The organism is Flavobacterium sp. (assembly GCF_040379285.1).
Taxonomy (GTDB): Bacteria; Bacteroidota; Bacteroidia; order Flavobacteriales; family Flavobacteriaceae; genus Flavobacterium.
Genome location: NZ_JBEILJ010000030.1, coordinates 1 through 25,127 on the forward strand (window position 1 = coordinate 1; position 25,127 = coordinate 25,127).

Below are 25,127 nucleotides of genomic sequence, written 5' to 3' on the forward strand. Positions count from 1 at the left end.
GTGCCGCAGCAATTTTAAACAACATTCCAATAAGCATCATGGTAATTCCAAAATAGAACCAAATGGGGAGTCCGGCCCCTTGCGACAATTCATAGATTTCGGCCACATCAAAGTAACCCGTAGCGCCGTACACTAAACAAATGCCAAAAAGGATAAAGCCAGAAGCGAAGGAACCCAATAAGAAATATTTCATACCGGCTTCATTGCTCAATAGACTTAGACGTTCGCTACCTGCAAGGATATACAACGCGATGGAAAGAATTTCAATTCCGATGAAAAACATCGATAAGTTTCCAAAAGAAACCATGGCAATGGCTCCGGCCAACAAAAAGATTTTTATAGCGATAAAATCGGAGAATTTGGAAGGTTTGTCTTTGTAGTAATCCCCGCTCATCAAAATCAGAAAAACGGTCAAAACGATAAACAAGCTTGAAAAGGCCACCGAAAAATTAGACACCACAATCATGTTATAGTACCATGATGAAGGATGGTTAAATTCGGAAACCGTTAGTCCAAGGATCGCTAACAAAGCAACCACGGAAACCGGTACAATGGCTTTTCTCAGATTGATAATTTCAGCTAAAAGACAGAAGATGCCTAAACCTGATACAGCGATTAGTGTATTCATTCGTATGACAGAATTAAGAACGGTTGATTAATGTAAAAATTTCTTGTAGCGATGGATTGACCAAGTCCAATAAAGGTTTAGGATACAATCCAAAGAACAATAAGAAGGCAATGAGCACCACCATCACAAAAGTTTCGCCAAGGGTAACTTCCGCAAATAGTTTAGCATTTGCTTCCCCCAACATCACATTTTGAAACATTTTCAACATGTAATAAGCACCTAAAATGATTGTAGTTCCTCCAAGTACAGCATACCACACATTGATTTGCGATAAACTATACAGCACAGTAAATTCTCCTACAAAGTTGTACGTACCCGGTAAAGCCACAGACGCTAGAACCAAAATCATAAACAATGAAGTGAATCTTGGCGTTTGAACACGAATTCCACCCATAGCTTCGATACTACGTGTTTCCAATCGACGGTAAATGATTTCAGCGGCATAAAACAACCCGACAATCACAAAACCGTGGGCAATCATTTGCGATACGGCACCACTTAAACCATCGAAAGTGAGGCTATAACAACCTGCTGCGATCAAACCTACGTGCGCCAATGAAGAGTAAGCTAATAATCGTTTGATATCTTTTTGACGCAAAGCAGCAATAGATCCATAAATGACACCGGCGATACTGAGTCCCAAAAGGATGGGCATGTACGTTTTTGCTGCCAAAGGGGCAATGGGGAGTTGCCAGCGGATTACACTGTACAATCCCATTTTTAACATGATACCCGAGAGCAACATGGTCCCAACCGTAGGTGCTTTTTGATACACATCAGCCTGCCAGGTATGGAAAGGAACTACTGGAATTTTAATCGCATAAGCTAAAAAGAATGCCAAGAAAATCCACGTTTGCTCCTCAGTGCTGAGTGATAAATCATACAAATCGCTGAGCAAGAAACTGCCTGCTTTGTGATATAAATAGGCGAAGGCAACCAACATGAATAAGGAGCCGCCTAAAGTGTAAATGAAAAACTTAAGTACCGCTTTTTTGCGTGTTTCAATAGCATCATTCCCCCACAACAAAGCGATAAAGTAGATGGGTATTAAAGCCAATTCCCAGAAAATATAATATAGAAGTCCGTCGGCTGCCAAAAATGTACCCGCCATAGCAAAGGCCATGAAGAGAATTAAAGCATAGATACTTTTTGCATTTTTAAACGCATTGGCAAACGAACTAAGTAGTATAAGTGGCGTTAATACGGTGGTGAGCAATACCATGGCCAAGGCTAACCCATCAACCTTTAAGGCAAAATATGCTTTGGGTGAAGAAATCCAAGGTAAAGAAACATTAAGTGTACTGAAATCACTTACGGTGGCCAAAAGGAATAGGGTAATCCCCATGGCAGCAGTACTAAAAAGTAAAGCCACTTTGGAAGCCAGTTTATCGCCAGCCAAATAGGTACACACAGCACCGATAAGTAATAAAAGTAATAGAGTAGTTACGTCCATCAGGATAATTTTTTAAGCTAAAAACAAATAGATGAAAAGGACACTAAATCCAATTACAAAAGCAAAGAGATACAATCCGATACTTCCGTTTTGAACACGCGCGCCTAAGTTTCCTAAACCGTTGGCTAACGAACCCAAACTGAAAACCAATTGGGACAAAGCAGGTTCTAATGTATCTCGGAAAAAGCGTGCTAAGCCATTAATGGGTTTTACAATCAAAGCCATATAGCCTTCATCTACATAATATTTGTGGTAAATCGTTTTGGCCAATCCCGTCATTTCATGGTCTTCTTTCGGAACGGCACCGCCTTTTAGGAATTTCGCATAGGCCATACCAATACCAATCAATCCGCCAGCTACAGCTACAGCCATTAAAATATATTCAGTAGTACCTAAATGATGTTCAGCATGACTTCCACTGAATAAGGGCGCTAGGTAGTGATTTAACCAACTGCCTCCAAAAGGTAAGCTGATTACCCCTCCCGCCAACGACAAAATGGCTAGCACGATTAAAGGTAAAGTCATCAAACTTGGACTTTCATGCAAATGATGTTTTTGTTCTTCTGTACCACGGAAGTCGCGGTAAAAGGTAAGGTACATTAAACGGAACATATAGAAAGCCGTCATGATAGATGCCAATGACGCAATGATCCAAAGGGGAATATTGGCATGGAAAGCGGTCAGAAGAATTTCATCCTTCGAGAAAAATCCAGAAAACGGAGGAATCCCTGAAATCGCCAACGTTGCAATCATCATTGTGGCAAAAGTAATTGGCATGATTTTACGTAACCCACCCATGCGACGCATATCTTGTTCGTGGTGCATAGCGTGAATAACAGAACCAGAGCCTAAGAACAAACACGCTTTAAAGAAGGCGTGTGTGATCACGTGGAAAACGGCAACATTGTAAGCTCCGAGTCCAAGCGCCAAAAACATAAGTCCCAATTGCGAAACTGTAGAGTAGGCCAACACTTTTTTGATGTCATTTTGAAAAAGACCGATAGAAGCAGCAACCAAAGCTGTCACGGCACCGACAATCGCAATAATATTTTGAACAAGCGGTGTGAGGTCAAATATGAAATTTAAACGCGTAATCATAAAAATACCCGCTGTAACCATTGTCGCCGCGTGAATCAACGCCGAAACGGGTGTTGGACCTGCCATCGCATCAGGTAACCAAGTGTATAAAGGCAATTGAGCTGATTTTCCCATAGCGCCGATGAATAAACACAAGGCCGCTACAGTTAATTTGGCCGTATCCACATTTCCAGCAGTGATTGCAGCTTTCAACTGCGCGTAATCCAAGGTAGAAAACATAGAGCCTAAAATGAAAATTCCAATAAGGAACCCTAAGTCACCAATACGGTTCATGATGAACGCTTTTTTAGCGGCATCATTATAATCTTGGTTTTTGTACCAGAAGCCAATGAGTAAGTAAGAACACAATCCAACGCCTTCCCATCCGATAAACATGATAAGAATATTGCTTCCGACGACCAACGTAATCATGAAAAAAACGAATAAGTTAAGGTACGAAAAGAACTTATGCATGTTTTCATCCTCATGCATATAACTTATAGAATATAAATGAATCAACGATCCAATACCCGTTACAAACAGCAACCACAGTAAGGACAACTGATCCAATAGAATTCCGATATCCAGTTTGAAATTGCTTACGGCAATCCAATCAAATAAGGTCACTGCAATGGGTTTTCCTGTTTGGTTGACTTGTAAAAAGAAATAGATACTGATAGCAAACGAAATAGCCACAGCCAAAGTTCCCAAAGCACCAGCGAATCCTTTACCCGCTTTTTTACCAAAGAATACGTTACCTAAGAACCCAATAAAAGGGGCTAATAATACGATTAAAACTAAATTCTTCTCCATGGAGCCTTATCCTTTTAAATTCTTCAAATTAGCAATATCAATCGAACCGATATTTCGGAAAATAGCAACCAAAATTGCCAATCCAACGGCTACTTCAGCAGCGGCTACGGCCATTGAGAAAAATACGAACACTTGACCTTCGGCATCTTGATGGTAGGTTGAGAAAGCGACAAACAATAAGTTTACTGCATTCAGCATGATTTCGATGGACATGAAAACAATGATTGCGTTTCTTCGGTACAGCACTCCGAAAACCCCAATACAGAAAAGAATTACGGATAGAAACAGGTAATTTTCAATACCGATATGATTTAAAATATTCTCCATAGTTTATCGTGTCGATTTTTCTTTTTTAGACAAAAGTACTACACCCAACATCGCTGTGAGTAGTAATATGGATACAAACTCAAAAGGAACCATATATTCATTTAACAAAACTTTCCCCAATACTTTAATGGATTGAAAATCTTGTCCAGTAACGTCGTATTCTCCCATAATTGGTTTGGTATCGACAAATACATAGGTCAATACCCCACACAAAAGAATGAAGATGATTACGGCGGCATAACGAGTCATACGCGGTTTGTGTACTTCATCTTCCTTGTTGAGGTTCATCAACATGATGGTAAAAAGGAACAATACCATGATAGCGCCTGCATAAACGATAAGTTGCACCAGCGCTAAGAATTGGGCATTAAATAACAAATAATGTCCCATTATCGAAACCATACAAAGCACCAGGTAAATAGCGCTATGAATTGGGTTTTTACTGTAAATGGTTAAAAAGGCAGTGGCAAGTGTAAATGCCGACAGAATGTAGAAAATTAGTAATACTGTAGACATAATTAGTTTAGGTTTTTGGTGTTAGCCATCGCTACTTCAAGTGGCATTACTAATTTATCTTTTCCGTAAATAAAATCCTCGCGATCGTATTGAGCGGGCACTAATTCTTTTGAAATCGTCATGTAAATGGCGTCTTTTGGACAAGCTTCTTCACATAAACCACAGAAAATACAACGCAACATGTTGATTTCATAGATTTCAGCATATTTTTCCTCACGGTACAAATGCTCTTCACCCGGTTTACGCTCTGCCGCTTTCATGGTAATAGCTTCCGCAGGACATGTAAGCGCACACAACCCACACGCGGTACAGTTTTCACGTCCTTGTTCATCGCGTTTCAACGTGTGTTTTCCACGGTATACCGGACTGAATTCACGAACCTGTTCGGGGTAGTGAATGGTTGCTTTTCTTCGGAAAAAGTGTTTAATGGTAATCAACAACCCTTTAATGATTGCGACCAAATAAAGACGCTCCCAAAAGGTCATTTCCTTGTGGGAAACTTGTTTTTTCTTGCCTGAGAGCGAAATGTTCTGAATTGATGTTGCCATAGAACAGGTTCTTATTTAAAAGCCAGAATACAAATTCCGGTGATCATAATATTAATAATAGAAAGCGGGATTAAAATTTTCCATCCCAAATTCATCAACTGGTCGTAACGGAAACGTGGGATTGTCCAACGCACCCACATATAAAAGAAGATAAAGGCACAGATTTTTACAAACAAAACCGCAATTCCGATTAGGGTTGCAATATTAGTTCCCCAATGAATGCCTGCCCAGTCCATACCGGGATAGTTGTACCCACCAAAATAAAGGACCGCCAAAATAGTAGAGGAGATAAACATATTGGCATATTCGGCAAACAGATAGAATCCCATTTTCATGGATGAGTACTCGGTATGGTACCCACCGATCAACTCACTTTCACATTCGGCTAAGTCAAAAGGAGTTCGATTGGTTTCTGCAAAAGCACAAATTAAGAAAATCAAAAATCCTACGGGTTGGTAGAATACATTCCAATCCATACCGTGTTGTTGTTCGGTAATGGCACGTAAACTAAGCGACCCACTCATCATTAACAATGCGATGATAGAAAGACCCATAGCTACTTCATACGATACCATTTGCGAAGCGGCACGAACAGCCCCCATCAATGAGAATTTATTGTTTGAAGCCCAACCTCCAATCATGATACCATAAACGCCCACAGAGATTACACCAAAAATGTACAATAAGGAAACGTCAATGTCGGTTGCTTGAAGGATAACCGTACGTCCAAAAATTTCTAATTTATCGCCCCATGGAATCACCGCGCTGGTAATCAACGCTGTAGCCATCGCGACTCCCGGACCTACAAAAAACAAAAATTTGTTGGGAGTATTGGGTTCAAATTCTTCTTTCGCAAACAATTTTAACCCGTCGGCTAGGGGTTGTAACAAACCGCCCCATCCCGCGCGGTTGGGTCCAACGCGGTCTTGAAGAAATGCAGCTACTTTACGTTCGGCCCAAGTAGAGTACATAGCCATAAGCATAGTAACGGCAAAGATGACTACGATGAAAATACTTTTTTCAATAATTAATGCACTATCCATATTATTGTTTTACTTCGGTTCCGTCAATTTTTTTATTGTAGTCAATGGCGGCCATACTGATTTTCTTACGATCCTCATCACGTCCCATTAAGATACCTCGTTCGGTATTGATAATGACTTTCTCAAGTTTTCGGCTGTAATTATTCACATTGATGACCGAGTCTTTTTCAAATTTACGGGGGCCTTCAATCGTCCAGTCGGAAACTTCTTTTTTATCATAACGACAGGTGTTACAGATGAAATCCTCCACTTCATGGTATTCGTCTTTACGCGCTGTAACCCGTTGAATTTCATTACCAAACATCCAAACAGTTACTTTACCGCAACAGCCGGGCGTAGTACATTCACGGTGTGCGTTGAAGGGTTTGTTAAACCAAACGCGCGATTTGAATCGGAATGTTTTGTCGGTTAGCGCTCCAACAGGACATACATCAATCATGTTGCCTGAAAATTCATTTTCAATAGCGGCTGAAACCATGGTGGAAATTTGCGCATGATCCCCACGATTCAATACCCCATGTACACGATAATCGGTTAATTGTTCAGCCACTTGCACACATCGTTGACAAAGAATGCAACGGTTCATGTGCAATTGAATTTTATCGCCTATATTTTCGGGTTCGAACGTACGTTTTTCCTCAATGAATCGGGTATTGGCGTGACCGTGTTCAAAACTCAAATTTTGCAAATCACATTCTCCTGCTTGGTCACAAACGGGACAATCAAGCGGGTGATTGATTAACAAAAATTCAGTTACTGCTTTACGGGCTTCGGTGACGCGATCAGACGATTTGCTTTTCACTTCCATACCGTCCATACAACCGGTAACACAAGAGGCTACCAGTTTTGGCATAGGCGTTGGATTGGCGTCACTCCCTTTGGTTACTTCAACCAAACAACAGCGGCATTTGCCTCCAGAACCCTTGAGTTTGGAGTAGTAACACATCGCAGGAGGAACAACATCGCCTCCAATCATTCGTGCTGCTTGTAAGATGGTGGTTCCAGCTTCAACCTCGATTTCGTGTCCGTCAATTGTTACTTTCATCTTCTTGTAGGTTATCTAGTGCGTAAGCAAACGACTTAACGCAGTTATTGATTTAAACAGTTTGTGGAGCCACCAGGTGACGAACTTTATCGAAAGGTTCGTGTGTGAAATGGTCTCGATTTTTAATTTTTTCAGGGAAACGAACATGGTATTCAAATTCCTCTCTAAAGTGACGAATAGCAGCAGCTACTGGCCATGATGCGGCATCGCCCAACGGACAAATCGTGTTGCCTTCAATTTTGGATTGAATGCTCCACAACAACTCAATATCTTCTTCACGTCCTTCTCCGTTTTCGATACGCCACAATACTTTTTCTAACCAACCCGTTCCTTCACGACAGGGTGTACATTGTCCGCAGCTTTCGTGGTGGTAAAAACGGGCAAAATTCCAGGTATTACGCACGATACAAGCCCGGTCATCATAAACGATAAATCCGCCTGAACCCAACATTGAACCTGTCGCAAAGCCACCGTCTGATAAACTTTCATACGTCATCAAGCGGTCGTCTCCGTTGGCTGTTTTATAAATTAAATGAGCGGGTAAAATAGGCACCGAACTACCTCCTGGCACTAAAGCTTTCAAAGGTCGATTGGTTTCCATACCGCCACAATATTCGTCTGAATTAATAAATTCTTCCACCGAAATACCCAATTCAATTTCGTAAACCCCAGGTTTTTTGATATTTCCTGAGGCAGAAATTAATTTCGTACCCGTCGATCGTCCAATTCCTATCGCGGCATAATCGGCTCCAGAATTGTTGATTATCCAAGGCACTGCAGCGATCGATTCAACATTGTTTACTACAGTTGGATTAGCCCACAATCCGCTGATTGCAGGGAAAGGTGGTTTTAAACGCGGGTTTCCACGTTTTCCTTCCAACGACTCAATTAACGCTGTTTCTTCTCCACAAATATAGGCTCCTGCACCGCAATGTACGTACAAGTCCAAATCGAATCCAGATCCTTGAATATTTTTACCTAACCAACCTGCTGCATAGGCTTCTTGAATCGCGCGCTCAAGAATTTTGTATACCCACATGTATTCACCGCGAATATATATGTAAGAAAGGTTAGCTTCTAATGCGATACTCGAGGTAATCATTCCTTCAATCAATAAATGCGGAATGTATTCCATCAAATAACGATCTTTAAAGGTGCCAGGTTCTGATTCGTCGGCATTGCACACGAGGTGTCTTGGTTTTCCTGATTTTTTATCAATAAAACTCCATTTCATTCCCACGGGAAATCCAGCACCACCACGGCCGCGTAATCCTGAAGCTTTTACTTCTTCAATAATGGCTTCGGGAGTCATTTTTAACGCTTTTTCGACGGAAGCATAACCGCCTTCACGACGATATACTTCATACGATTTAATTCCAGGGACATTAATTTTGTCCAGTAATATCTTTCTTCCCATGATGCTATTTGTCGTAAAAAGTTATATTACCCGCTTTGCAGTCGTCAATGAGCTGATCAATTTTTTCTTTGGTCAAATGTTCGTGATAGTAATCGCCCAATTGCAACATCGGGGCATACCCACAGGCTCCCAAACATTCTACGCCACGTACTTCAAAAAGGCCGTCTGTAGTGGGTTGGGCAATTCCTACATTGAGTTTTTGACACGTATAATCCATCAAATCTTCTACACCGCGTTGGCAGCAGGGCGAAGTTTGACAAAATTCCAACATATATTTTCCTACGGGTCTCTGGTTAAACATGGTGTAAAACGTCACCACTTCATAGACCTCAATAGGTTTTAATTCCAAAATTTCGGCAACTTTGTTTTGGAGTTCTATACTCAACCAGTTGTCATGAGCGTCCTGGACTTCATGCAAAACCGGGAGCAATGCCGACTTTTTTTTGTCAGCAGGATAATGGCTCACCAACTCGTTAATACGTGCCATCAAAGCATCCGTAATATTTATTTCTTGGGTGTAATGGTGTTTTTCCATAAGATTAAGCGTCTAATTCGCCTGCAATTACATTTAAACTGGATAAGATCACAATAGCATCCGAGAGCATGGCTCCTTTAATCATTTCAGGGTAAGCTTGGTAATAAATGTAACAAGGTCTTCTGAATTTCAAACGATAAGGTGTACGACTACCGTCAGCAATTAAATAAAAACCTAATTCACCATTACCACCTTCAACTGCATGGTAAATTTCTTCCACGGGAACAGGAACTTCTCCCATTACAATTTTGAAATGGTAAATTAAGCTTTCCATGTTATTGTATACTTCATCTTTGGGAGGAAGATAGTAGTCAGGCACATCCGCGTGATGGGGTCCTTCGGGAAGTTTGGCAAGGGCTTGACGAATGATAGACAAACTTTCCCAAACTTCTGCATTACGAACACAAAAACGGTCGTAGGTATCCCCCGATTGTCCTACGGGAATTTCAAAGTCGAAATCGTCATAGGAAGAATAGGGTGCGGCTTTACGCACATCGTAGTCTATTCCTGCAGCGCGGAGATTCGGACCCGTAAATCCATATTCCATGGCGCGTTCAGCGGTAATCGGACCTACATTTACCGTACGGTCGATGAAGATTCGGTTGCGTTCGAATAAGTTTTCAAATTCTTTCCAAGCTACGGGAAATTCTTCCAAGAAGACATTGAGTTTACGGAAGGCTTCTTCCGACCAATCGCGTTCAAAGCCGCCAATACGGCCCATGTTGGTCGTTAAACGTGCCCCACAAATTTCTTCATAGATTTCATATATTTTTTCACGGAATTGGAATACATAAAGGAATCCTGTGTAAGCTCCTGTATCCACACCGAGAATAGAATTACAAATGATATGGTCGGCGATACGCGCCAATTCCATCACAATTACACGTAAGTATTGCGCTCGTTTTGGAACGTCAATTTTCAAAAGTTTTTCGACCGTCATCCACCACGCCATGTTGTTGATGGGGGAGGAACAGTAATTCATTCGGTCGGTCAATACATTGATTTGATAGAAAGCGCGATTTTCGGCAATTTTCTCAAAAGCACGATGGATGTAACCTACAGTAGGTTCGGCATCCAAAATGCGTTCCCCATCCATTAAAAGAATGTTTTGGAAAATACCATGCGTGGCGGGGTGTGTTGGCCCCAAATTGAGAATCGAAAGTTCGCTACCGTCTTCGTTGCGACGACTTTCAATAATCTTGGCATATCGATGTTCCGGAGGTAAGAGTAAATCGGACATGTATGAGTAGGAATTACATTAACAATTAGCGGGAGTTCTCCCAAAGAATCGGTCGTCTTTGTCGGTGCGTCCACTGTCTTCCATAGGGAATTCTTTACGCATCGGAAACGACACCATTTCATCCATATTTAAAATGCGTTTCAATTGCGGGTGGCCTTGGAATTGTATGCCATAAAAGTCATACGCTTCTCGTTCCATCCAATTGGCACACAAAAATAAATCGGTAATCGTAGCCACTTCTGGATCTTGATTGAGATAGGTTCGCAAACGAATGCGCGTGTTTTCGACCCAATTATGAAGTTGATAAACCACTGCAAATTGGTGGTCATCATCATTGTCGGGGTAATGTACTCCAGCTATATCAGTAAGAAAATGGAAGTTTAATTCTTCGTCTTCTTTTAAAAAACGTATAACCTCGTGTATAACAGAAGCATTTACTTCAAACGAAAAAATGTCACGTTGCATTTCGAAGCAGCGAACGTGATCGCCAAATTGACCGGTGACTTTTTCCTGTATATGAACGGTTTCTATAGCCATAATTAGAGGTTGTAGGAAGCTAATAATTCTTTGTATTCTGGGGAGTTTCTTCTACGAACTGATTCGTTTTTTACGAGGTCTTGCAATTGTATTACGCCTTGTACAATTTGTTCAGGTCGTGGAGGACACCCAGGCACATATACGTCAACTGGGATCACTTTGTCAATACCTTGTAATACAGAATAAGTGTCAAAAACGCCTCCCGATGAGGCACAAGCCCCAACGGCAATTACCCAGCGAGGTTCGCTCATTTGTTCATATACTTGACGTAATATCGGCGCCATTTTTTTGGAAATGGTCCCCATCACCAACAACATATCGGCTTGTCGCGGAGAGAAACTTACACGCTCCGATCCGAAACGCGCTAAATCGTAGTGAGATGCCATGGTAGCCATAAATTCAATACCACAACAAGAAGTGGCAAAAGGCAACGGCCAAAGTGAATTAGCACGTGCTAAACCGACTACATCGCTTAATTTGGTTGCGAAAAATCCTTCGCCTGTGACTCCTTCTGGTGGAGCTACCATTTTGGGTGTATTATTTTCCATAGCAAAGAAGTTTTATTCCCATTCCAAGGCTTTCTTTTTAATGATATAAAAGAAACCTACTAATAGAAGGGACATGAAAATAATCATTTTAATCATGCCATCGTAGCCCAATTCTTTGAAGTTTACCGCCCAAGGATAGAGAAATATCACTTCAACGTCAAACAATACAAATAGGATGGCTACTAAGAAATATTTTACTGAAAACGGGATACGGGCATTACCAATCGATTCAATACCACATTCGAAGTTTTTATCCTTGTTTTGCGAATGCCTTTTTGGCCCTAAAAAGTCGGAACCAATAATCGTCAAAGCCACAAAAGATACGGCGATGCCAACCTGTATTAATATCGGTAAAAAGTCAGTTTGTGTAGACTGCATACGACTCGTTTTTTAACATTTTTAAAATAGCCACAAATATACGCCTCAATATTGAAAACACAAAGATGTTAAGACCCCTTTATGAATTATTCAAGCGAAAATGTTTATTTAAATTTATTCTAAATAATACAGCCCCCAAGTCAAAAAAAAACACTCCGTTTCGGGAGTGTTTTCATTCGGTAATCTGAAATCTATATATTTAGTTTTCAATAATTACTACGTCAATGGCTAATTTTCCTTTGCGACCATCTTCCTCAACGTAAGACACATGGTCACCTTCTTTTAAGCCTTCTGATTTTAAACCGGTAGCATGAACAAAAATGTCCTTCCCAGTTTCGTCATTTACGATGAATCCAAATCCCTTAGACTCATTGAAAAATTTCACTTTTCCTGTTTGCATTGTAATGGGTAATAAATTAATTTGGTTAAAGGTAAACTTAAAATTTGAAACCGCAAATTTTTAATGTTAAAAAAATAAAAACTTTACAAAAAATATTTTTAACATTGAAGAGTGTGTTTGTGAAAGGTTTTTAATTGTGCGAAAATGGCAAAAAAATACCTTAAGTGTTGCCAAAAAACCATACTTGAGATACATAGAATGGGAATCTCCTAAAAATTAGGCGATTCGTATATGAAGTTCACTCAATTGCGCATTATCAATCGGTGAAGGTGCATCAATCATCACATCTCTACCTGAATTATTTTTCGGGAAAGCAATAAAATCGCGAATCGTTTCTTGTCCCCCTAAAATCGCTACCAATCGATCCAAACCAAAGGCTAAACCACCATGCGGAGGGGCGCCAAATTGGAAGGCATTCATCAAGAAGCCAAATTGAGCCTCAGCTTGTTCTTTAGTGAATCCTAACAACGAAAACATTTCGGCTTGTAAGGCCTTGTCGTGAATTCGAATTGATCCACCGCCAATTTCGTTTCCATTTAACACCATATCGTAGGCATTGGCGCGCACTTTTCCAGGGTCGGTTTGTAAAAGGGCTTTGTCTTCGGGCTTGGGCGAGGTAAAGGGATGGTGCATCGCATGATAACGACCACTTTCTTCATCCCATTCCAACAACGGGAAATCAACGACCCACAACGGCGCAAATTCATCGGATTTACGCAACCCTAAGCGTGTGGCCATTTCCATTCGTAAAGCCGATAACTGCGAACGTGTTTTATGCGCTGCCCCCGACAATACTAAAATCAAATCACCAGGTTGCGCTTGGGTGGCTTCTGCCCATTTTTTTAAATCGGTTTGATCATAAAATTTATCGACAGACGATTTTAATGTACCGTCGGTTTCGTATTTGACATAAACCATGCCTTGTGCTCCAATTTGGGGTCGTTTAACCCAATCAATAAGCGCATCGATTTCTTTTCGGGAATACCCTGCACAACCGGGTACAGCAATTCCTACGACCAATTCGGCCGAATTGAAAACTCCAAAATCTTTGTGTTGCGCCACCGCATTGAGTTCGCCAAATTTCATATCAAAACGAATATCGGGCTTGTCATTTCCATAGGTTTTCATGGCATACTCGTAGGTCATGCGCGGAAATTCAGCCACTTCTATGCCTTTTAAGGTTTTTAGTAAGTGACGGGTCAATCCTTCAAATACATGTAAAATATCTTCTTGTTCCACAAAGGCCATTTCACAGTCAATCTGCGTAAACTCAGGCTGACGGTCGGCACGCAAATCCTCATCGCGGAAGCATTTTACAATTTGAAAATACTTATCCATACCCCCCACCATCAACAATTGCTTGAACGTTTGTGGCGATTGCGGTAAGGCATAAAATTGCCCTTCGTTCATACGACTAGGGACCACAAAATCACGTGCGCCTTCGGGAGTTGATTTGATCAAATAAGGTGTCTCAATTTCACAAAAATCCAAACCAGACAAATAGTTTCGAACTTCCATGGCAACCTTATGGCGAAACAACAACGCATTTTTAACAGGATTACGACGAATATCTAAATAGCGGTATTTCATACGTAAATCTTCACCTCCATCGGTTTCATCTTCAATGGTAAATGGGGGCAGTTGCGCTTCATTTAAAATTGTAAGTTCTGAAACCAAAATTTCAATATCGCCTGTAGGCATGTTTGGATTTTTGGATTCCCGTTCAATCACGGTTCCTTTTACTTGAATCACATATTCGCGTCCCAGCGATTTGGCTTGTTGAAACACTTGACCAACCGTGCGTTTTTCATCAAAAATTAGTTGTGTAATCCCGTAGCGATCGCGTAAATCGGCCCAAATCAAAAATCCTTTATCGCGGGTTTTTTGTACCCATCCTGCCAAAGTAACTTCTTGTCCTACGTGCGCTGCATTTAAGGCGCCACAAGTATGTGTTCTATACATGTTTCCTACTATTTGATTGTAATCGTTGTTTTGCATTCAAAATTCGGTTGCAAAAGTAACGAAAAGCCACGACAACTGCATGGGAAATTACAACTTTAGCGCGTCAGGGTTTACCCTAAAGCGAACCGATGTTAAATTCGGCGTTTTCACACTTTTTCGTTACCTTTGGTTGTTATAAATGACGATAAATAATTTTTAGTATGAAAAAAATGTTAGGCTTAATGGCTTTTTTGTTTAGCGCTTTGGTTTGGGCGCAAGACCAAGTGGCGTTGAAGATTGAAATTACCAATCGTATCGGTGATGTGGTGTACATCAAGAACAATATGGGTAAAGATGTGCAGCAAGTCAATGTGAATGACAAAGGATTCTTTGAAGCGCGTTTTGGCGTAGCAGAAGGGATGTACTTTTTGTTTGATGGTGCCGAATACGCTCGTTTGTTTTTGAAAAATGGGTTTGATTTAACCGCTCAATTGGATGCAAAAGCGTTTGATGCTACGCTAAAATTTAGCGGGAAAGGTGCTCCTGAAAATAATTTCTTGGCCGACAAGACCCGTCAAGATGCTACCATGGAAGCTGAATTTATGAAATTGGAAACCGATGAAGCCGTCAATCAATTTTGTGAGCAACAAAAAAATGCCGTCTATCAAAAATTGGAAGTGGGCACGTTTGATCCCAAATTTGTGTCCAATGTAAAGTTGATGGCGGTGCAAGAGTTAATGCAAATGAAGACATATTTTAAAGAGTCGAAAGCCAAGTCCAAAATGAATGGAACCAAAGCGCCAAACTTTGAATACGTCGATGTGACGGGTAAAAAGGTGAAGTTGGAGGATTTCAAAGGACAATATGTATACATCGACATTTGGGCTACATGGTGCGGTCCTTGTCGTGCGGAAATTCCAGCGTTGAAGCAAACCGAAGCCAAGTATCATGGGAAAAAAATTGCCTTTGTGAGTATATCTGTTGATGTGGATAAGGATTTTGAAAAATGGAAAAAGTTTGTGGCCGAGAAGCAATTAGGAGGCACACAATTATTTGCCGATAAAAATTGGGAGTCCGATTTCATGAAGCATTTTGGCGTAACCTCAATTCCCCGATTTTTACTCATCGATCCCCAAGGAAATGTGGTCAATGCCGACGCAAATCGCCCTTCAGATCCAAAATTAACCGCTATTTTTGATAAATTGCCTTTGTAGTCTGTTTTACAAATAAACTTCTTTAACGCCCGTAAATACTAGTACGGGCGTTTTTTTGCCTCTTATCCAATGTTAAATTTTTCCCTAATGTTACCAAATTGTTAAGCGAATGTTTGGTTTGTGTAAAATAGTTCGATACATTTGTGTATCAATAATTTGAAAAACCTACTAGAAAATGAAAAAGTATATCGTAATGGCAGCTGTGTTAATCTGTGGATTGGCTACTGCGCAGCAAAAGCAACTGGTGTTGGAGGAAGTGAATGGTATGGTAAAAGCTACCTATTACTATGAAGATGGAAAAGTACAACAAGAAGGATTCTTCAAAGACGGTAAATTAGAAGGGAAATGGATTTCTTACGATCAAACGGGAAATAAAATTGCAATTGCAGAATATACCAATGGTGAAAAAACCGGAAAATGGTTCTTCTGGAACGAGCGCAATCTATCGGAAGTAGATTACACACAAGGCGCTATTGCTGAAGTGAAAGTCTGGAGTCGTGAGGCAGTTGCCGACAAAAATTAATAAAGGATATTGATTCAAAAAAAGGGACGTTCAAATAGAACGTCCCTTTTTTTATGCTTCCGCTTCCAAGCGTGCTTTTCTTCGATCACGCAAACCGTATTTGATGCGTTTTACTAAGAAGAACATCACGGGTACAATTACTAAGGTAAGAATGGTCGCATAGGTGAGTCCGAAGATGATGGTCCACGCCAATGGGCCCCAGAAAATAACGTTATCACCTCCGATAAATATATGCGGATTCAACTCAGTAATCAACGTAAAGAAATTGAAGTTCAATCCAATTGCGAGCGGAATTAACCCCAACACAGCGGTTAGAGCCGTTAACAACACGGGACGCAGACGTGATTTACCCGATTCTATAATGATTTCCTTGATTTCGTCTAAGGTTAAATAGTCGTGACTTTCCACTCCTTTTTCCTCCACTTTTCGATCCATCAACAACACGAAGAAGTCCATAAGTACGATACCATTTTTCACCACAATCCCTGCCAGCGAAATGATTCCCATCATGGTCATCAGGATGACGAAATCCATATTGGCAATTACATAGCCATAGAATACACCGCTAAAACTGAGCAATACGGTAAACAAGATGACCATTGTTTTGGAGATGGAGTTGAACTGTAACACGATAATCAACGTGATTCCCGCAATGGCCAACAAGAAGGCAATATTCAAAAACGCTTGGTTTTTCCCCTGTTCCTCTTGCACCCCAGAGAAACCATAATTAATGTCTTTAGGAAATGGATAGCCTTCCAATTGTTGGGCAATGTCTTTGGTGATGGCATCGGCATTGTATCCGGTCAACACATTAGAATAAATGGTCATGACGCGCTTGTGATTTTTGCGCTTAATCATGTTGAAGGTGTTTGTTTTCTTGGTGTCTGAAACTGCCGAAATTGGCACCTGCATGATTTGACCATCGTTTGGATTGCGGAAGGTCAACGATTGATTGAATAAAATATTTTCATTTTTTCGTTGGTCTTCTTGCATCCGCATGACAATATTGTAGTCATCGTCGCCCTCTTTATAGGTTGAAATTTCTTGCCCATACACCGAACGACGTAAGGTAAATCCGAGTTGACCGGTTGAAATACCCAAACTTCCTGCGTTGGCACGATCGACGTTTACTTCAAGTTCGGGACTGTCTTTGTTGATGTCAACTTGAAGTTTTTCAATCCCTTCAATATTTTTAGCATTGAGGTAGGCAATAATTTTTTGCGCTTCGGCAAGCATGGCTTCATAATCTTCTCCTCGAAGTTCCAAACTGATTGGGTATCCTGCTGGAGGTCCGTTGGAATCTTTTTCAACCGTAACCGTTGCCCCAGGAATTCCTTTCACCGAGCGACGAATTTCCTCCAATAAATCGGCAGTATTAATGCCCCGACGAAATTTAAACTCCCTAAAGTTGACGGTTACTTTTCCTTTGTAGGGCGTTTCATTGGCAGAGCCCGCATCTACATTCGGATTTCCAGCACCGACACCCACTTGCGATACAATGGATTCGGCCAAGAAGTTTTTATTTTCTTGGGTGTCCACGTATTTGCTGAGAATGCCGATGATTTGTTTTTCTACAAATAGCGTTGCTTTATTGGTTTTCTCAATATCGGTTCCTTGTGGGTATTCAATATACGTAATGACTTGATTGGGAATATTATCGGGGAAGAACAATACTTTCCGTGGAAAGATTCCCAACAACACAAACGACAGTACCAACATACCAATGATTCCAAAAAAGGCATACCAAGCGCGTTTCCCGGTGAGAATTTTTGCCAAAAACACCTTGTACTTTTCTTCCATTCTAGGAAAGAAGCTGTGCTGAAAATCTTGTGTCCATTGGTAAATTTTCAAATGGTATGCCCACATCATCCCCAGAACCAAAACGGCAATGTGTCCCATTGATTTCAAGAAAACACTTCCTGTGGTATAGCCTGCAATGAGAAAAATTACAGCACCCAATCCGATAAAGATGGAGTTGCGTTTCAATCCTTTTCGCTTGATATTTCGGTCTTCAATATCCATCGAACCTCCTGTCATTGCTGCATTGACAACCATCGCGACAAACAACGAGGCGCCCAAGGTTACCGATAGCGTTAGCGGGAAGTAAATCATAAATTTACCCATCGTGCCAGGCCACAAGGCAAAAGGCAAAAACGCCATCAGGGTGGTCGCTGTCGAAGAGATTACCGGCCATGCAATTTCGCCAATACCCAATTTGGACGCTTGAATGCGCGACACTCCTTTTTTCATATTGGCAAACACGTTGTCTACCACTACGATTCCGTCATCAACGAGCATTCCGAGTCCCATAACCAAACCGAAAAGTACCATCGTATTTAAGGTTTTTCCCATAGAGGCCAACAAGGCAAAGGCAATAAACATGGAAAGCGGAATGGCAGCCCCTACGAAAAGCGAGTTGCGTAAGCCCATGGTAAACATCAATACCAACATCACCAAGATGATTCCAAAAATGATGTGGTTGGACAATTCATCTACTTGGTGTTCAACGCGAGACGATTGGTCGCTGGTTAACTCAATGGTTAAATTTTTTGGCAAATAATTGGCTTGCGCTTCCGTTACTTTTTCACGCGCTTGTTCAATCGCCGAAATCATATTCTCGCCCGAGCGTTTTTTCACGTTCAGCATCACGACTTCTTTCCCTTTTTCGCGGGCATAAGTGGTGCGCTCTTTTTCTTTAAAACGAATAGTAGCAATGTCTTTTAGGTAGACCGAACCGCCAAATGATTTTACAATAATATCATTCAGTTCGGCGGGATCTTTCATTTCTCCGATGATGCGAATGTTGTTGCGCGACCCTTGCGAAATTAAGTTCCCTCCTGAAAGGGTCATGTTTTCATTGCGGACCGTACTTTGAATATCGTCAAAGCTCACTTGGGCTGCTGTCATTTTGAAAATGTCTACCGCAATCTCCACTTCTTTATCGTCAACCCCTAAAATCTCTACCTTTTTAACTTCGGGGACTTCTTCGATGTCATCTTGAAGTTTTTCCCCAAACTTTTTCAATTGTTGTGCGGTATAATCTCCTTTCAGATTGATGTTTAAAATCGGCACTTCTTCTGAAATGTTCAATTCAAAAACATTCGGTTCTACCTTACTTCCGTTGTCTAGGTTGGGCCAATCGGTATCGGCTTTGGCATTGTCTACTTTGTCTTTGATTTTTTGTTTGGCCAATTCAATGCCAATCTCATCGTCAAATTCGACAATAATCATTCCGTAATCTTGAAAAGAGCTCGAGGTGATTTTGTTTACTCCACTGATGTTTTTAAACTCTTTTTCCAAGGGTTTGATGACCAATTTTTCCACATCTTCGGCCGAGTTCCCTGGGAAAACGGACGAAATATAGACCTTATTTTCAATAATTTCTGGAAAATCCTCCCGCGGCATCGTAATGTACGAGTAGATTCCAGCCACCACGATGATGAAGGTGAGAATGTAAACCGTAACGCGATTGTCTACCGCCCAACTAGATATGCTAAATTCTTTGTTATGTTTGCTCATGTTTACTGTTATGAGTTTATGTTAATTGTTTATTAGTTTAAAAGTGTAAATGTTTCGTTGATGAACTTTTGAATTTAGCGGAATGTAAATGATTAATCATTACTGAAAGTTCTCTGATTTTATCTCGAATATCAGTGTAACTTTCTTCCGTTATCCAACAAAAATCTTTAGATATAATTATTAAATTCTTTCATTTTTTATGGCTTTTATTAGAATTAATTGGCTTTTATACTTTTTTGATTTTAAACAAGAATACACTTGTACACTTTTACACTTTTACACGGGTTCCACTAAAAATTCAACTTCATTCCATCTGAAATCGTGTTTACTCCATCGGTGACAATCACATCATCAGCGCTAACGCCCTCCAGAATTTCGGTCAAATTATCGGAAGATTGTCCTGTTTTCACCAAGGTTTTCTTGGCTTTACCCGTTTTCCCATCCCGATCGATCACCGTATAGACATAGCTGTTTCCTTCGGCATCTTTTTGAATCACGTTCGAAGGAACAACCACCGCATTTTTGTTGTTATAATCAATGATGCGCAATTTGGCTACCTGATTCGGACGCAATAATCCTTGGGGGTTGGGTACGCTAACCTCAATGCCAAAGCTACGGTTGTTAGGGTTTATAAATTTACCTACTTGACGCACTTTCCCTTTGTACATTTTCCCGATGGATGTGAGCAATACATCAACTTCAGTACCCACTTTTAATTTGCCCACATACGTTTCAGGGACAGTAGTCGACACATACATATTGCTTACATTGACAATACGCATCAATCCTTGTGGGGAGCCTGGACCTACCACTTGTCCTTTTTCAACATACACTTCATCAATAGTTCCCGTGAACGGAGCACGAATAATGGTTTTGGCCAATTGTGCTTTTAACTGTGCGACTCCTTTTTGGGCCGTTACCATGTTGGTTTGCGCTTGTAAGTATTGCATTTCAGAACCAATTTTCTTGTCCCATAGGTTTTTCTGACGGTCGAAATTGGTTTTGGCCAAAGCGTATTGGTTTTCCAAACTCGCCAATTGCTGACTTAATCCAGCATCGTCAACGCGACCCAAGATTTGTCCTTTACTCACTTGCTGACCTGCTTTGACATTCAAGGCGATTAGGGTACCGCTGAATTCCGGTTGAATAAGGATGTTTTCTTTGGTGTCAACATTTCCTTGTACTTCAAGATAATGGGTAAAAAGAGTGTCTTTTACCGTGGCAATGCCTACCAATGCTTCATCCACTTTGACATTCAAGGCGCTCAAGGCGGCATCGATTTTGTTGATATCCGCTTGTAGTTGCGATTTTTTTGCTTGTAATTCGGTTACTTTTTTGCCTTCAATTAAGGCGTCAATCGAAGCGGATGATGCTTCTTTTTGACCACAAGAAATCAAAAGGGCTGTGGTCAGTACGAGGGTGATATATTTTTTCATGAAAGGAAAGTTTATTTAGTTTTTACTGAGTAATTTTTCTAAGGCTGCGCGTTTGGTGATGACATCGACCATGGCTTGCAAATACGATTGTTGTGCGCTGTATAATTGACGCTGGGCATCCGTCAAATCAAAACTTGAGGTCAACCCTTCTTTGAATTTGATTTGATTTTTGGATTCAATGCGCTCTGCCAAATTCATGCTGTTTTTGGACGTTCCCAATTGCTCCATAGAGAATTCATAATCGCTTTTGGCTTTTTCAAATTGAAGTTTCAAGGTTTGTTCCAACTCGGTCAAACGGGTTTTCGATTGTTCTACAGCAATTTTAGCTTGTTGAGTACGAGCACTTCGCCCCAAACTACTAAAGATTGGCACGGTTAATCCCAATCCTACATTGGAATAATTAAACCATAATTGGTCGCTGTTGAACATCGTAAAGCGGTTGCCAAAGGTATTAGCACCAAAGTTGACTTGTGCTCCCAAAGAGGGTAAGGCTCTACTTTTTTCGAGTTTTAACAACAATTCCGAACTGGTTAAGGTGTTTTGTCCAATTTGGTAATCGATATTGTTTTTGACTTCAAATTGTTCTTTCAAAATGGCCAAATCCATATTGGTTTGGGTCAAAAAATCAAGTTTGTCTTTCAGTGTCAATTGGTCTTCGAGGTTGATGCCCAAAACGAGTTTCAACATGTCCAATGCAATTCGTTTCTGACGCTTTACATTTTCTAAAGCACTGTTTACCGTGGCCAAAGTAATCTGTAATTGTTCGACACTTTCTTCTTCGGCAAAACCGTTTTTATAGATTTCTCTGGTGTCTGAAAGGGTTTTTTCTAAAGCCGCTTTGTTGCGGTCGAAAATAAGAATACTCTCATCGGCCAAAAGCACATTTCCGTAGGTTGTCGTGACGATTTCACGCAATTCGCGATTGGTTTTGACTTTAGCATTTTCGGATATTTTCAAATAGGTCTTCGCCGATTGTAATCCCACCAGGTAGGAACCGTCAAAAATCAATTGTGATAAAGTCACCACTGCATTCATATTGTGTTTTGTACCAAAGGTCACCGGAATAAATTCGCCGGGTTGTCCTCCAAAAAATTCAGCAGGAATTAACGATTGTTGGAGGCGAAAGTTATCTTGGTAACTTACATTTCCATTGATTTGAGGTAATCCTATGGTAGTGGTTTCCCATTTTTTCTTTTTTGCCGCTTCTACATCGCGATTGGCATTGATGGCCGAATAGTTGTATTGAATGGCATGATCTATCGCCTCTTTGAGCGTAAAAGCATACGCTTGAGGCTGTTCTTGTGCCTTCAGCAGCACAGGGAGCAGCAGTAAGACTGCAAAGATTCTGATTTTCATTGGATTGATGATTAAGTATGTAGGGTTAATTGTCGTTCTAATTCTTCCAAACCAGTGGGTGTTGCAATGGCTCGTGTGTGGTATTCAAGAGCTTTGGCTTCCAAATCAGAAGCATCCTTTTCATACAAGGTGTTTTCATTGATAGAAATAATTAGCGTGTAATAAAATTGTACAGCTGCAACAATGTCAACCTCTGGGCGATACAATCCTTCGGCGATTCCTTTTTCAATGTTTTGGGTAAAAAGTTGACTGCAATCTTGAATTTCATTGGCCATCATCATTTCATAGATTTCAGGATAATGTTTTTTCAATTGATAGGCAGGCGAATGATCAAACGATTGAAACATTTCTTTAAACATCTTTCGGATTTCAAAGTTTTCAGCGATGGCATTGTGGTTTTGAGCGGCCACTTCATCCATGAGCATATGAATTTTTTGACGCACGACTTCGGTACCTTCCTCGATCAATTTTTCTTTGTTGCTGAAATACTTGTAAATCGTTTTTTTTGAAATACACATTTCACAAGCAATGTCATCCATCGTTACACTTTTGAAGCCCAACTTCAAAAACATTTCGGTTGCTTTTTTGATGATTTTCTCTTTCATGATATTCGATTAAGCGACAGCATAGTGTTTAAATTCAATATGAGCCGTTAAGGTTAAATTTTGTCCCAACGGATACCCATCGATAAGAATCGGGCCGTTGTTGTTCCACCCAAATTCGCGTTTATTCAAAATGCCATATATTTCAAAAGACGCTTTCTCCCCATCGTTTTCTTGCGTCAAATCGGTGAGCACTAATTCCAATTCCACGATACGACTTACATTGTTAAGGGTAAGAATGCCTTTGATAAAATTGATGTTGGGATTAATTTTTTGAAACGACAAGGATTTAAAACTGATACGCGGCGATGTATGCGAAGCGATGGTTCCCTTAGCGGAGGTCGCCGAAAGGTCTAAATCAAATTCGAGTTGCGCATCGGTTAGTTCTTTAGCGTTCAAAACGATAGAGCCTGTTCCTGACTGTAAGGTGCTGTTGATGTACCTACGCACACGGCGGGCGGGTTTCAACACCACTGCAGAAGCTTCTGGGTCTAGGGTCCAATGGGTATTCGGATGCATGATAGTTTTTTTAACGGTTCAAAAGTATGTAGGAAACTTTTAATACTAAAATAGTTTCCGCGCTCTTAACTGAAAATTAACATTTTTTAAGGTGTTTTTGTTCGGTCGGGGCGAATGATCATCCGCAATGAGGAATTACGACTGAAATACGCCAAAGCCCAATGGTAGAGCGTGTTGACTTTATTGCGTGGCATGGATAGCGACATCAAATGCACCAACAACCAGGTGAGCCAAGCCAAGAATCCACTGAAATGCCAGTTGGGACGAACCAAGTCAACCACCGCCTTATTGCGTCCAATGATGGCCATCGAACCTTTATCGTTGTAATGAAAAGGAATAGGAGGTTGGTTTTTGAGTTCGCGCACAATATTTTTTGCAAAGTTGCATCCTTGTTGCATGGCGACTTGAGCCACTTGAGGATGGCCGTTCGGGAAATCGGGATCGGTTTCCATCAAAGCGGTATCGCCAAGCGCATACACATTGGGGGTGCCTTCCACCATGTGATAGGCATTCACGCGCAAGCGATTCCCTCGACCGTAACTTTTTTCATCCAAGCCTTCAAAACGACGGGCAGTGACACCCGCGGCCCAAATCAGGTTTCGCGCTCGAAGGGTACTGCCATCGCGCAAGCTTACCGTTTCCCCATCATAATCCACCACATGGCTGTTTAAACGCACTTCAACCCCCAATTCTTGGATGGCTTGTAAGGTGGCTTTTTGGGCTTGGGGACTCATCGGAGAAAGTAATTCCGAACCCCCGTCAATAAGGTAAATTTTGGAAGGAGTTAAATGCGCCAATTCGGGATATTCTTGCGCGATAATGGTTTTGCTCATTTCGGCAAACATTCCCGACAATTCCACACCTGTCGGCCCCCCGCCGGTCACCACAATCGTCATTAATTCACGTTGCTCTTGCGGGTCCTGACTGTTGGCCGCTTTTTCGATCCGTTGCAACATCAAATTGCGCATGTTTAAGGCTTCTTCTAAGGTTTTCATCGGAATTGCATGACGTTGCACGTTTTCCATTCCAAAAAAATTAGTTGTTGTTCCTGTAGCCAAAACCAAGTAATCATACGATAGACTTCCGTTGTGCAAGTAGAGGGTATTTTTCTCCCAAGCTATGGATTGCAATTCGCCCATCCAAAATTTCAAGTTCCGTGTTCCTGAAAACATTTTTCGGAAAGGATAACTGATAGAAGAAATCTCCAAAAATCCCGTGGCCACTTGGTACAAAAGGGGTGGAAAAAAATTGTAATTGTTTTTATCTACAAGGGTGATGTCAAGGTGCGGATGGTTGGCCAATTGGCGAGCAACATTCATTCCCGCAAAGCCACCGCCCACAATAACCACATGCTTTTTCATGGGTAGGCGATTAAAAATTCGGCACAAAAGTAAAGAGGAAACTTTTAATACTAAAATAGTTTCCGTGTTCTTAACGCTAATTTAACACGCTCGAAATTGAAGTGGAGTAGAAGGAATCGCTTTGAAATTCATTAGCTTTGTCGGGAGTAAT

Annotated in this window: 24 protein-coding genes; 2 read left to right on the forward strand and 22 right to left on the reverse strand. The window is 41.0% G+C overall.

The genetic code is table 11. From position 1 onward, the window contains the following. From ABWO12_RS07705 to aspS, 16 genes are all read right to left on the reverse strand, one after another. Positions 1-628: proton-conducting transporter transmembrane domain-containing protein (locus ABWO12_RS07705; RefSeq protein ID WP_353088170.1), on the reverse strand; the 628-nt coding region annotated here is incomplete at its 3' end. A 13-nt stretch (positions 629-641) separates the two neighbouring features. Next, the gene (locus ABWO12_RS07710; RefSeq protein WP_353088171.1) at positions 642-2,081 is read right to left on the reverse strand and encodes a complex I subunit 4 family protein; all 1,440 of its coding nucleotides are present in this window, start codon (positions 2,079-2,081) and stop codon (positions 642-644) included. A 12-nt stretch (positions 2,082-2,093) separates the two neighbouring features. Further along, a complete protein-coding gene (nuoL, locus tag ABWO12_RS07715) occupies positions 2,094-3,971 on the reverse strand; it encodes an NADH-quinone oxidoreductase subunit L (RefSeq protein ID WP_353088172.1) in 1,878 nt (625 codons plus the stop codon). 6 nt (positions 3,972-3,977) lie between these two features. Further along, positions 3,978-4,298 carry an NADH-quinone oxidoreductase subunit NuoK gene (gene nuoK / locus ABWO12_RS07720; protein ID WP_073360731.1) on the reverse strand — a complete coding sequence of 107 codons (321 nt, stop codon included), beginning with the start codon at positions 4,296-4,298 and terminating at the stop codon, positions 3,978-3,980. A gap of 3 nt (positions 4,299-4,301) precedes the next feature. Beyond that, complete coding sequence (locus tag ABWO12_RS07725; RefSeq protein ID WP_073360733.1) at positions 4,302-4,814, reverse strand: NADH-quinone oxidoreductase subunit J family protein; 513 nt, start codon at positions 4,812-4,814, stop codon at positions 4,302-4,304. Positions 4,815-4,816: 2 nt separating this feature from the next. Continuing rightward, on the reverse strand, positions 4,817-5,362 hold the full coding sequence (locus tag ABWO12_RS07730; RefSeq protein WP_073360736.1) for a NuoI/complex I 23 kDa subunit family protein: 546 nt from the start codon (positions 5,360-5,362) through the stop codon (positions 4,817-4,819). Between the two features lie 11 nt (positions 5,363-5,373). Beyond that, a complete protein-coding gene (nuoH, locus tag ABWO12_RS07735) occupies positions 5,374-6,405 on the reverse strand; it encodes an NADH-quinone oxidoreductase subunit NuoH (protein ID WP_353088173.1) in 1,032 nt (343 codons plus the stop codon). Between the two features lies 1 nt (position 6,406). Continuing rightward, a complete protein-coding gene (locus ABWO12_RS07740; RefSeq protein ID WP_073360742.1) occupies positions 6,407-7,450 on the reverse strand; it encodes an NADH-quinone oxidoreductase subunit G in 1,044 nt (347 codons plus the stop codon). Positions 7,451-7,502: 52 nt separating this feature from the next. Next, complete coding sequence (gene nuoF, locus ABWO12_RS07745) at positions 7,503-8,867, reverse strand: NADH-quinone oxidoreductase subunit NuoF (RefSeq protein ID WP_353088174.1); 1,365 nt, start codon at positions 8,865-8,867, stop codon at positions 7,503-7,505. A 4-nt stretch (positions 8,868-8,871) separates the two neighbouring features. Continuing rightward, positions 8,872-9,402, reverse strand: a complete 531-nt coding sequence (locus ABWO12_RS07750; RefSeq protein WP_073360747.1) for a complex I 24 kDa subunit family protein — start codon at positions 9,400-9,402, stop codon at positions 8,872-8,874. Between the two features lie 4 nt (positions 9,403-9,406). Beyond that, positions 9,407-10,642: an NADH-quinone oxidoreductase subunit D gene (locus tag ABWO12_RS07755; RefSeq protein ID WP_353088175.1), complete on the reverse strand. Its 1,236-nt coding sequence runs from the start codon at positions 10,640-10,642 to the stop codon at positions 9,407-9,409. Between the two features lie 18 nt (positions 10,643-10,660). After that, positions 10,661-11,179 carry an NADH-quinone oxidoreductase subunit C gene (locus ABWO12_RS07760; protein WP_353088176.1) on the reverse strand — a complete coding sequence of 173 codons (519 nt, stop codon included), beginning with the start codon at positions 11,177-11,179 and terminating at the stop codon, positions 10,661-10,663. Between the two features lie 2 nt (positions 11,180-11,181). Beyond that, positions 11,182-11,727, reverse strand: a complete 546-nt coding sequence (locus tag ABWO12_RS07765; protein WP_353088178.1) for an NADH-quinone oxidoreductase subunit B — start codon at positions 11,725-11,727, stop codon at positions 11,182-11,184. Positions 11,728-11,739: 12 nt separating this feature from the next. Continuing rightward, the gene (locus tag ABWO12_RS07770) at positions 11,740-12,105 is read right to left on the reverse strand and encodes an NADH-quinone oxidoreductase subunit A (RefSeq protein ID WP_297517488.1); all 366 of its coding nucleotides are present in this window, start codon (positions 12,103-12,105) and stop codon (positions 11,740-11,742) included. Positions 12,106-12,304: 199 nt separating this feature from the next. Then, the gene (locus tag ABWO12_RS07775; protein WP_073361190.1) at positions 12,305-12,505 is read right to left on the reverse strand and encodes a cold-shock protein; all 201 of its coding nucleotides are present in this window, start codon (positions 12,503-12,505) and stop codon (positions 12,305-12,307) included. Between the two features lie 216 nt (positions 12,506-12,721). Then, on the reverse strand, positions 12,722-14,467 hold the full coding sequence (gene aspS, locus ABWO12_RS07780) for an aspartate--tRNA ligase (protein WP_353088180.1): 1,746 nt from the start codon (positions 14,465-14,467) through the stop codon (positions 12,722-12,724). Between the two features lie 200 nt (positions 14,468-14,667). Here aspS and ABWO12_RS07785 point away from each other — a divergent pair, with 200 nt between their 5' ends. Both ABWO12_RS07785 and ABWO12_RS07790 read left to right on the forward strand, forming a co-directional pair. Further along, positions 14,668-15,660 carry a TlpA family protein disulfide reductase gene (locus ABWO12_RS07785; RefSeq protein ID WP_353088181.1) on the forward strand — a complete coding sequence of 331 codons (993 nt, stop codon included), beginning with the start codon at positions 14,668-14,670 and terminating at the stop codon, positions 15,658-15,660. A gap of 175 nt (positions 15,661-15,835) precedes the next feature. Beyond that, complete coding sequence (locus tag ABWO12_RS07790) at positions 15,836-16,183, forward strand: toxin-antitoxin system YwqK family antitoxin (RefSeq protein WP_353088183.1); 348 nt, start codon at positions 15,836-15,838, stop codon at positions 16,181-16,183. 51 nt (positions 16,184-16,234) lie between these two features. On the opposite strand, the gene ABWO12_RS07795 is transcribed toward ABWO12_RS07790, so the two are convergent. The 6 genes from ABWO12_RS07795 to ABWO12_RS07820 form a co-directional block, all read right to left on the reverse strand. After that, the gene (locus ABWO12_RS07795; RefSeq protein ID WP_353088184.1) at positions 16,235-19,702 is read right to left on the reverse strand and encodes an efflux RND transporter permease subunit; all 3,468 of its coding nucleotides are present in this window, start codon (positions 19,700-19,702) and stop codon (positions 16,235-16,237) included. Between the two features lie 290 nt (positions 19,703-19,992). Then, a complete protein-coding gene (locus tag ABWO12_RS07800; RefSeq protein WP_353088186.1) occupies positions 19,993-21,138 on the reverse strand; it encodes an efflux RND transporter periplasmic adaptor subunit in 1,146 nt (381 codons plus the stop codon). Between the two features lie 15 nt (positions 21,139-21,153). Next, entirely contained in the window at positions 21,154-22,494 is a 1,341-nt protein-coding gene (locus ABWO12_RS07805) for a TolC family protein (RefSeq protein WP_353088188.1), read from the reverse strand. Positions 22,495-22,505: 11 nt separating this feature from the next. Beyond that, positions 22,506-23,099 (reverse strand): TetR/AcrR family transcriptional regulator, encoded by a 594-nt coding sequence (locus tag ABWO12_RS07810; protein WP_353088190.1) that lies wholly within the window; start codon positions 23,097-23,099, stop codon positions 22,506-22,508. Positions 23,100-23,108: 9 nt separating this feature from the next. Next, positions 23,109-23,615, reverse strand: coding sequence for a YceI family protein (locus tag ABWO12_RS07815; protein WP_073360777.1), 507 nt, complete (start codon positions 23,613-23,615; stop codon positions 23,109-23,111). Between the two features lie 86 nt (positions 23,616-23,701). Next, positions 23,702-24,976 carry an NAD(P)/FAD-dependent oxidoreductase gene (locus ABWO12_RS07820; RefSeq protein WP_353088192.1) on the reverse strand — a complete coding sequence of 425 codons (1,275 nt, stop codon included), beginning with the start codon at positions 24,974-24,976 and terminating at the stop codon, positions 23,702-23,704. Positions 24,977-25,127: the final 151 nt, after the last annotated feature.

Coding starts and splice junctions, on each gene's coding strand:
- ABWO12_RS07770 (WP_297517488.1), bottom strand. CDS start 12,105: ATGCAGTCTACACAAACTGACTTTTTACCGATATTAATACAGGTTGGC.
- ABWO12_RS07740 (WP_073360742.1), bottom strand. CDS start 7,450: ATGAAAGTAACAATTGACGGACACGAAATCGAGGTTGAAGCTGGAACC.
- ABWO12_RS07755 (WP_353088175.1), bottom strand. CDS start 10,642: ATGTCCGATTTACTCTTACCTCCGGAACATCGATATGCCAAGATTATT.
- ABWO12_RS07765 (WP_353088178.1), bottom strand. CDS start 11,727: ATGGAAAATAATACACCCAAAATGGTAGCTCCACCAGAAGGAGTCACA.
- aspS (WP_353088180.1), bottom strand. CDS start 14,467: ATGTATAGAACACATACTTGTGGCGCCTTAAATGCAGCGCACGTAGGA.
- ABWO12_RS07730 (WP_073360736.1), bottom strand. CDS start 5,362: ATGGCAACATCAATTCAGAACATTTCGCTCTCAGGCAAGAAAAAACAA.
- ABWO12_RS07760 (WP_353088176.1), bottom strand. CDS start 11,179: ATGGCTATAGAAACCGTTCATATACAGGAAAAAGTCACCGGTCAATTT.
- ABWO12_RS07710 (WP_353088171.1), bottom strand. CDS start 2,081: ATGGACGTAACTACTCTATTACTTTTATTACTTATCGGTGCTGTGTGT.
- ABWO12_RS07775 (WP_073361190.1), bottom strand. CDS start 12,505: ATGCAAACAGGAAAAGTGAAATTTTTCAATGAGTCTAAGGGATTTGGA.
- nuoF (WP_353088174.1), bottom strand. CDS start 8,867: ATGGGAAGAAAGATATTACTGGACAAAATTAATGTCCCTGGAATTAAA.
- ABWO12_RS07810 (WP_353088190.1), bottom strand. CDS start 23,099: ATGAAAGAGAAAATCATCAAAAAAGCAACCGAAATGTTTTTGAAGTTG.
- nuoH (WP_353088173.1), bottom strand. CDS start 6,405: ATGGATAGTGCATTAATTATTGAAAAAAGTATTTTCATCGTAGTCATC.
- ABWO12_RS07790 (WP_353088183.1), top strand. CDS start 15,836: ATGAAAAAGTATATCGTAATGGCAGCTGTGTTAATCTGTGGATTGGCT.
- ABWO12_RS07725 (WP_073360733.1), bottom strand. CDS start 4,814: ATGTCTACAGTATTACTAATTTTCTACATTCTGTCGGCATTTACACTT.
- ABWO12_RS07800 (WP_353088186.1), bottom strand. CDS start 21,138: ATGAAAAAATATATCACCCTCGTACTGACCACAGCCCTTTTGATTTCT.
- ABWO12_RS07795 (WP_353088184.1), bottom strand. CDS start 19,702: ATGAGCAAACATAACAAAGAATTTAGCATATCTAGTTGGGCGGTAGAC.
- nuoK (WP_073360731.1), bottom strand. CDS start 4,298: ATGGAGAATATTTTAAATCATATCGGTATTGAAAATTACCTGTTTCTA.
- ABWO12_RS07815 (WP_073360777.1), bottom strand. CDS start 23,615: ATGCATCCGAATACCCATTGGACCCTAGACCCAGAAGCTTCTGCAGTG.
- ABWO12_RS07820 (WP_353088192.1), bottom strand. CDS start 24,976: ATGAAAAAGCATGTGGTTATTGTGGGCGGTGGCTTTGCGGGAATGAAT.
- ABWO12_RS07805 (WP_353088188.1), bottom strand. CDS start 22,494: ATGAAAATCAGAATCTTTGCAGTCTTACTGCTGCTCCCTGTGCTGCTG.
- ABWO12_RS07785 (WP_353088181.1), top strand. CDS start 14,668: ATGAAAAAAATGTTAGGCTTAATGGCTTTTTTGTTTAGCGCTTTGGTT.
- nuoL (WP_353088172.1), bottom strand. CDS start 3,971: ATGGAGAAGAATTTAGTTTTAATCGTATTATTAGCCCCTTTTATTGGG.
- ABWO12_RS07750 (WP_073360747.1), bottom strand. CDS start 9,402: ATGGAAAAACACCATTACACCCAAGAAATAAATATTACGGATGCTTTG.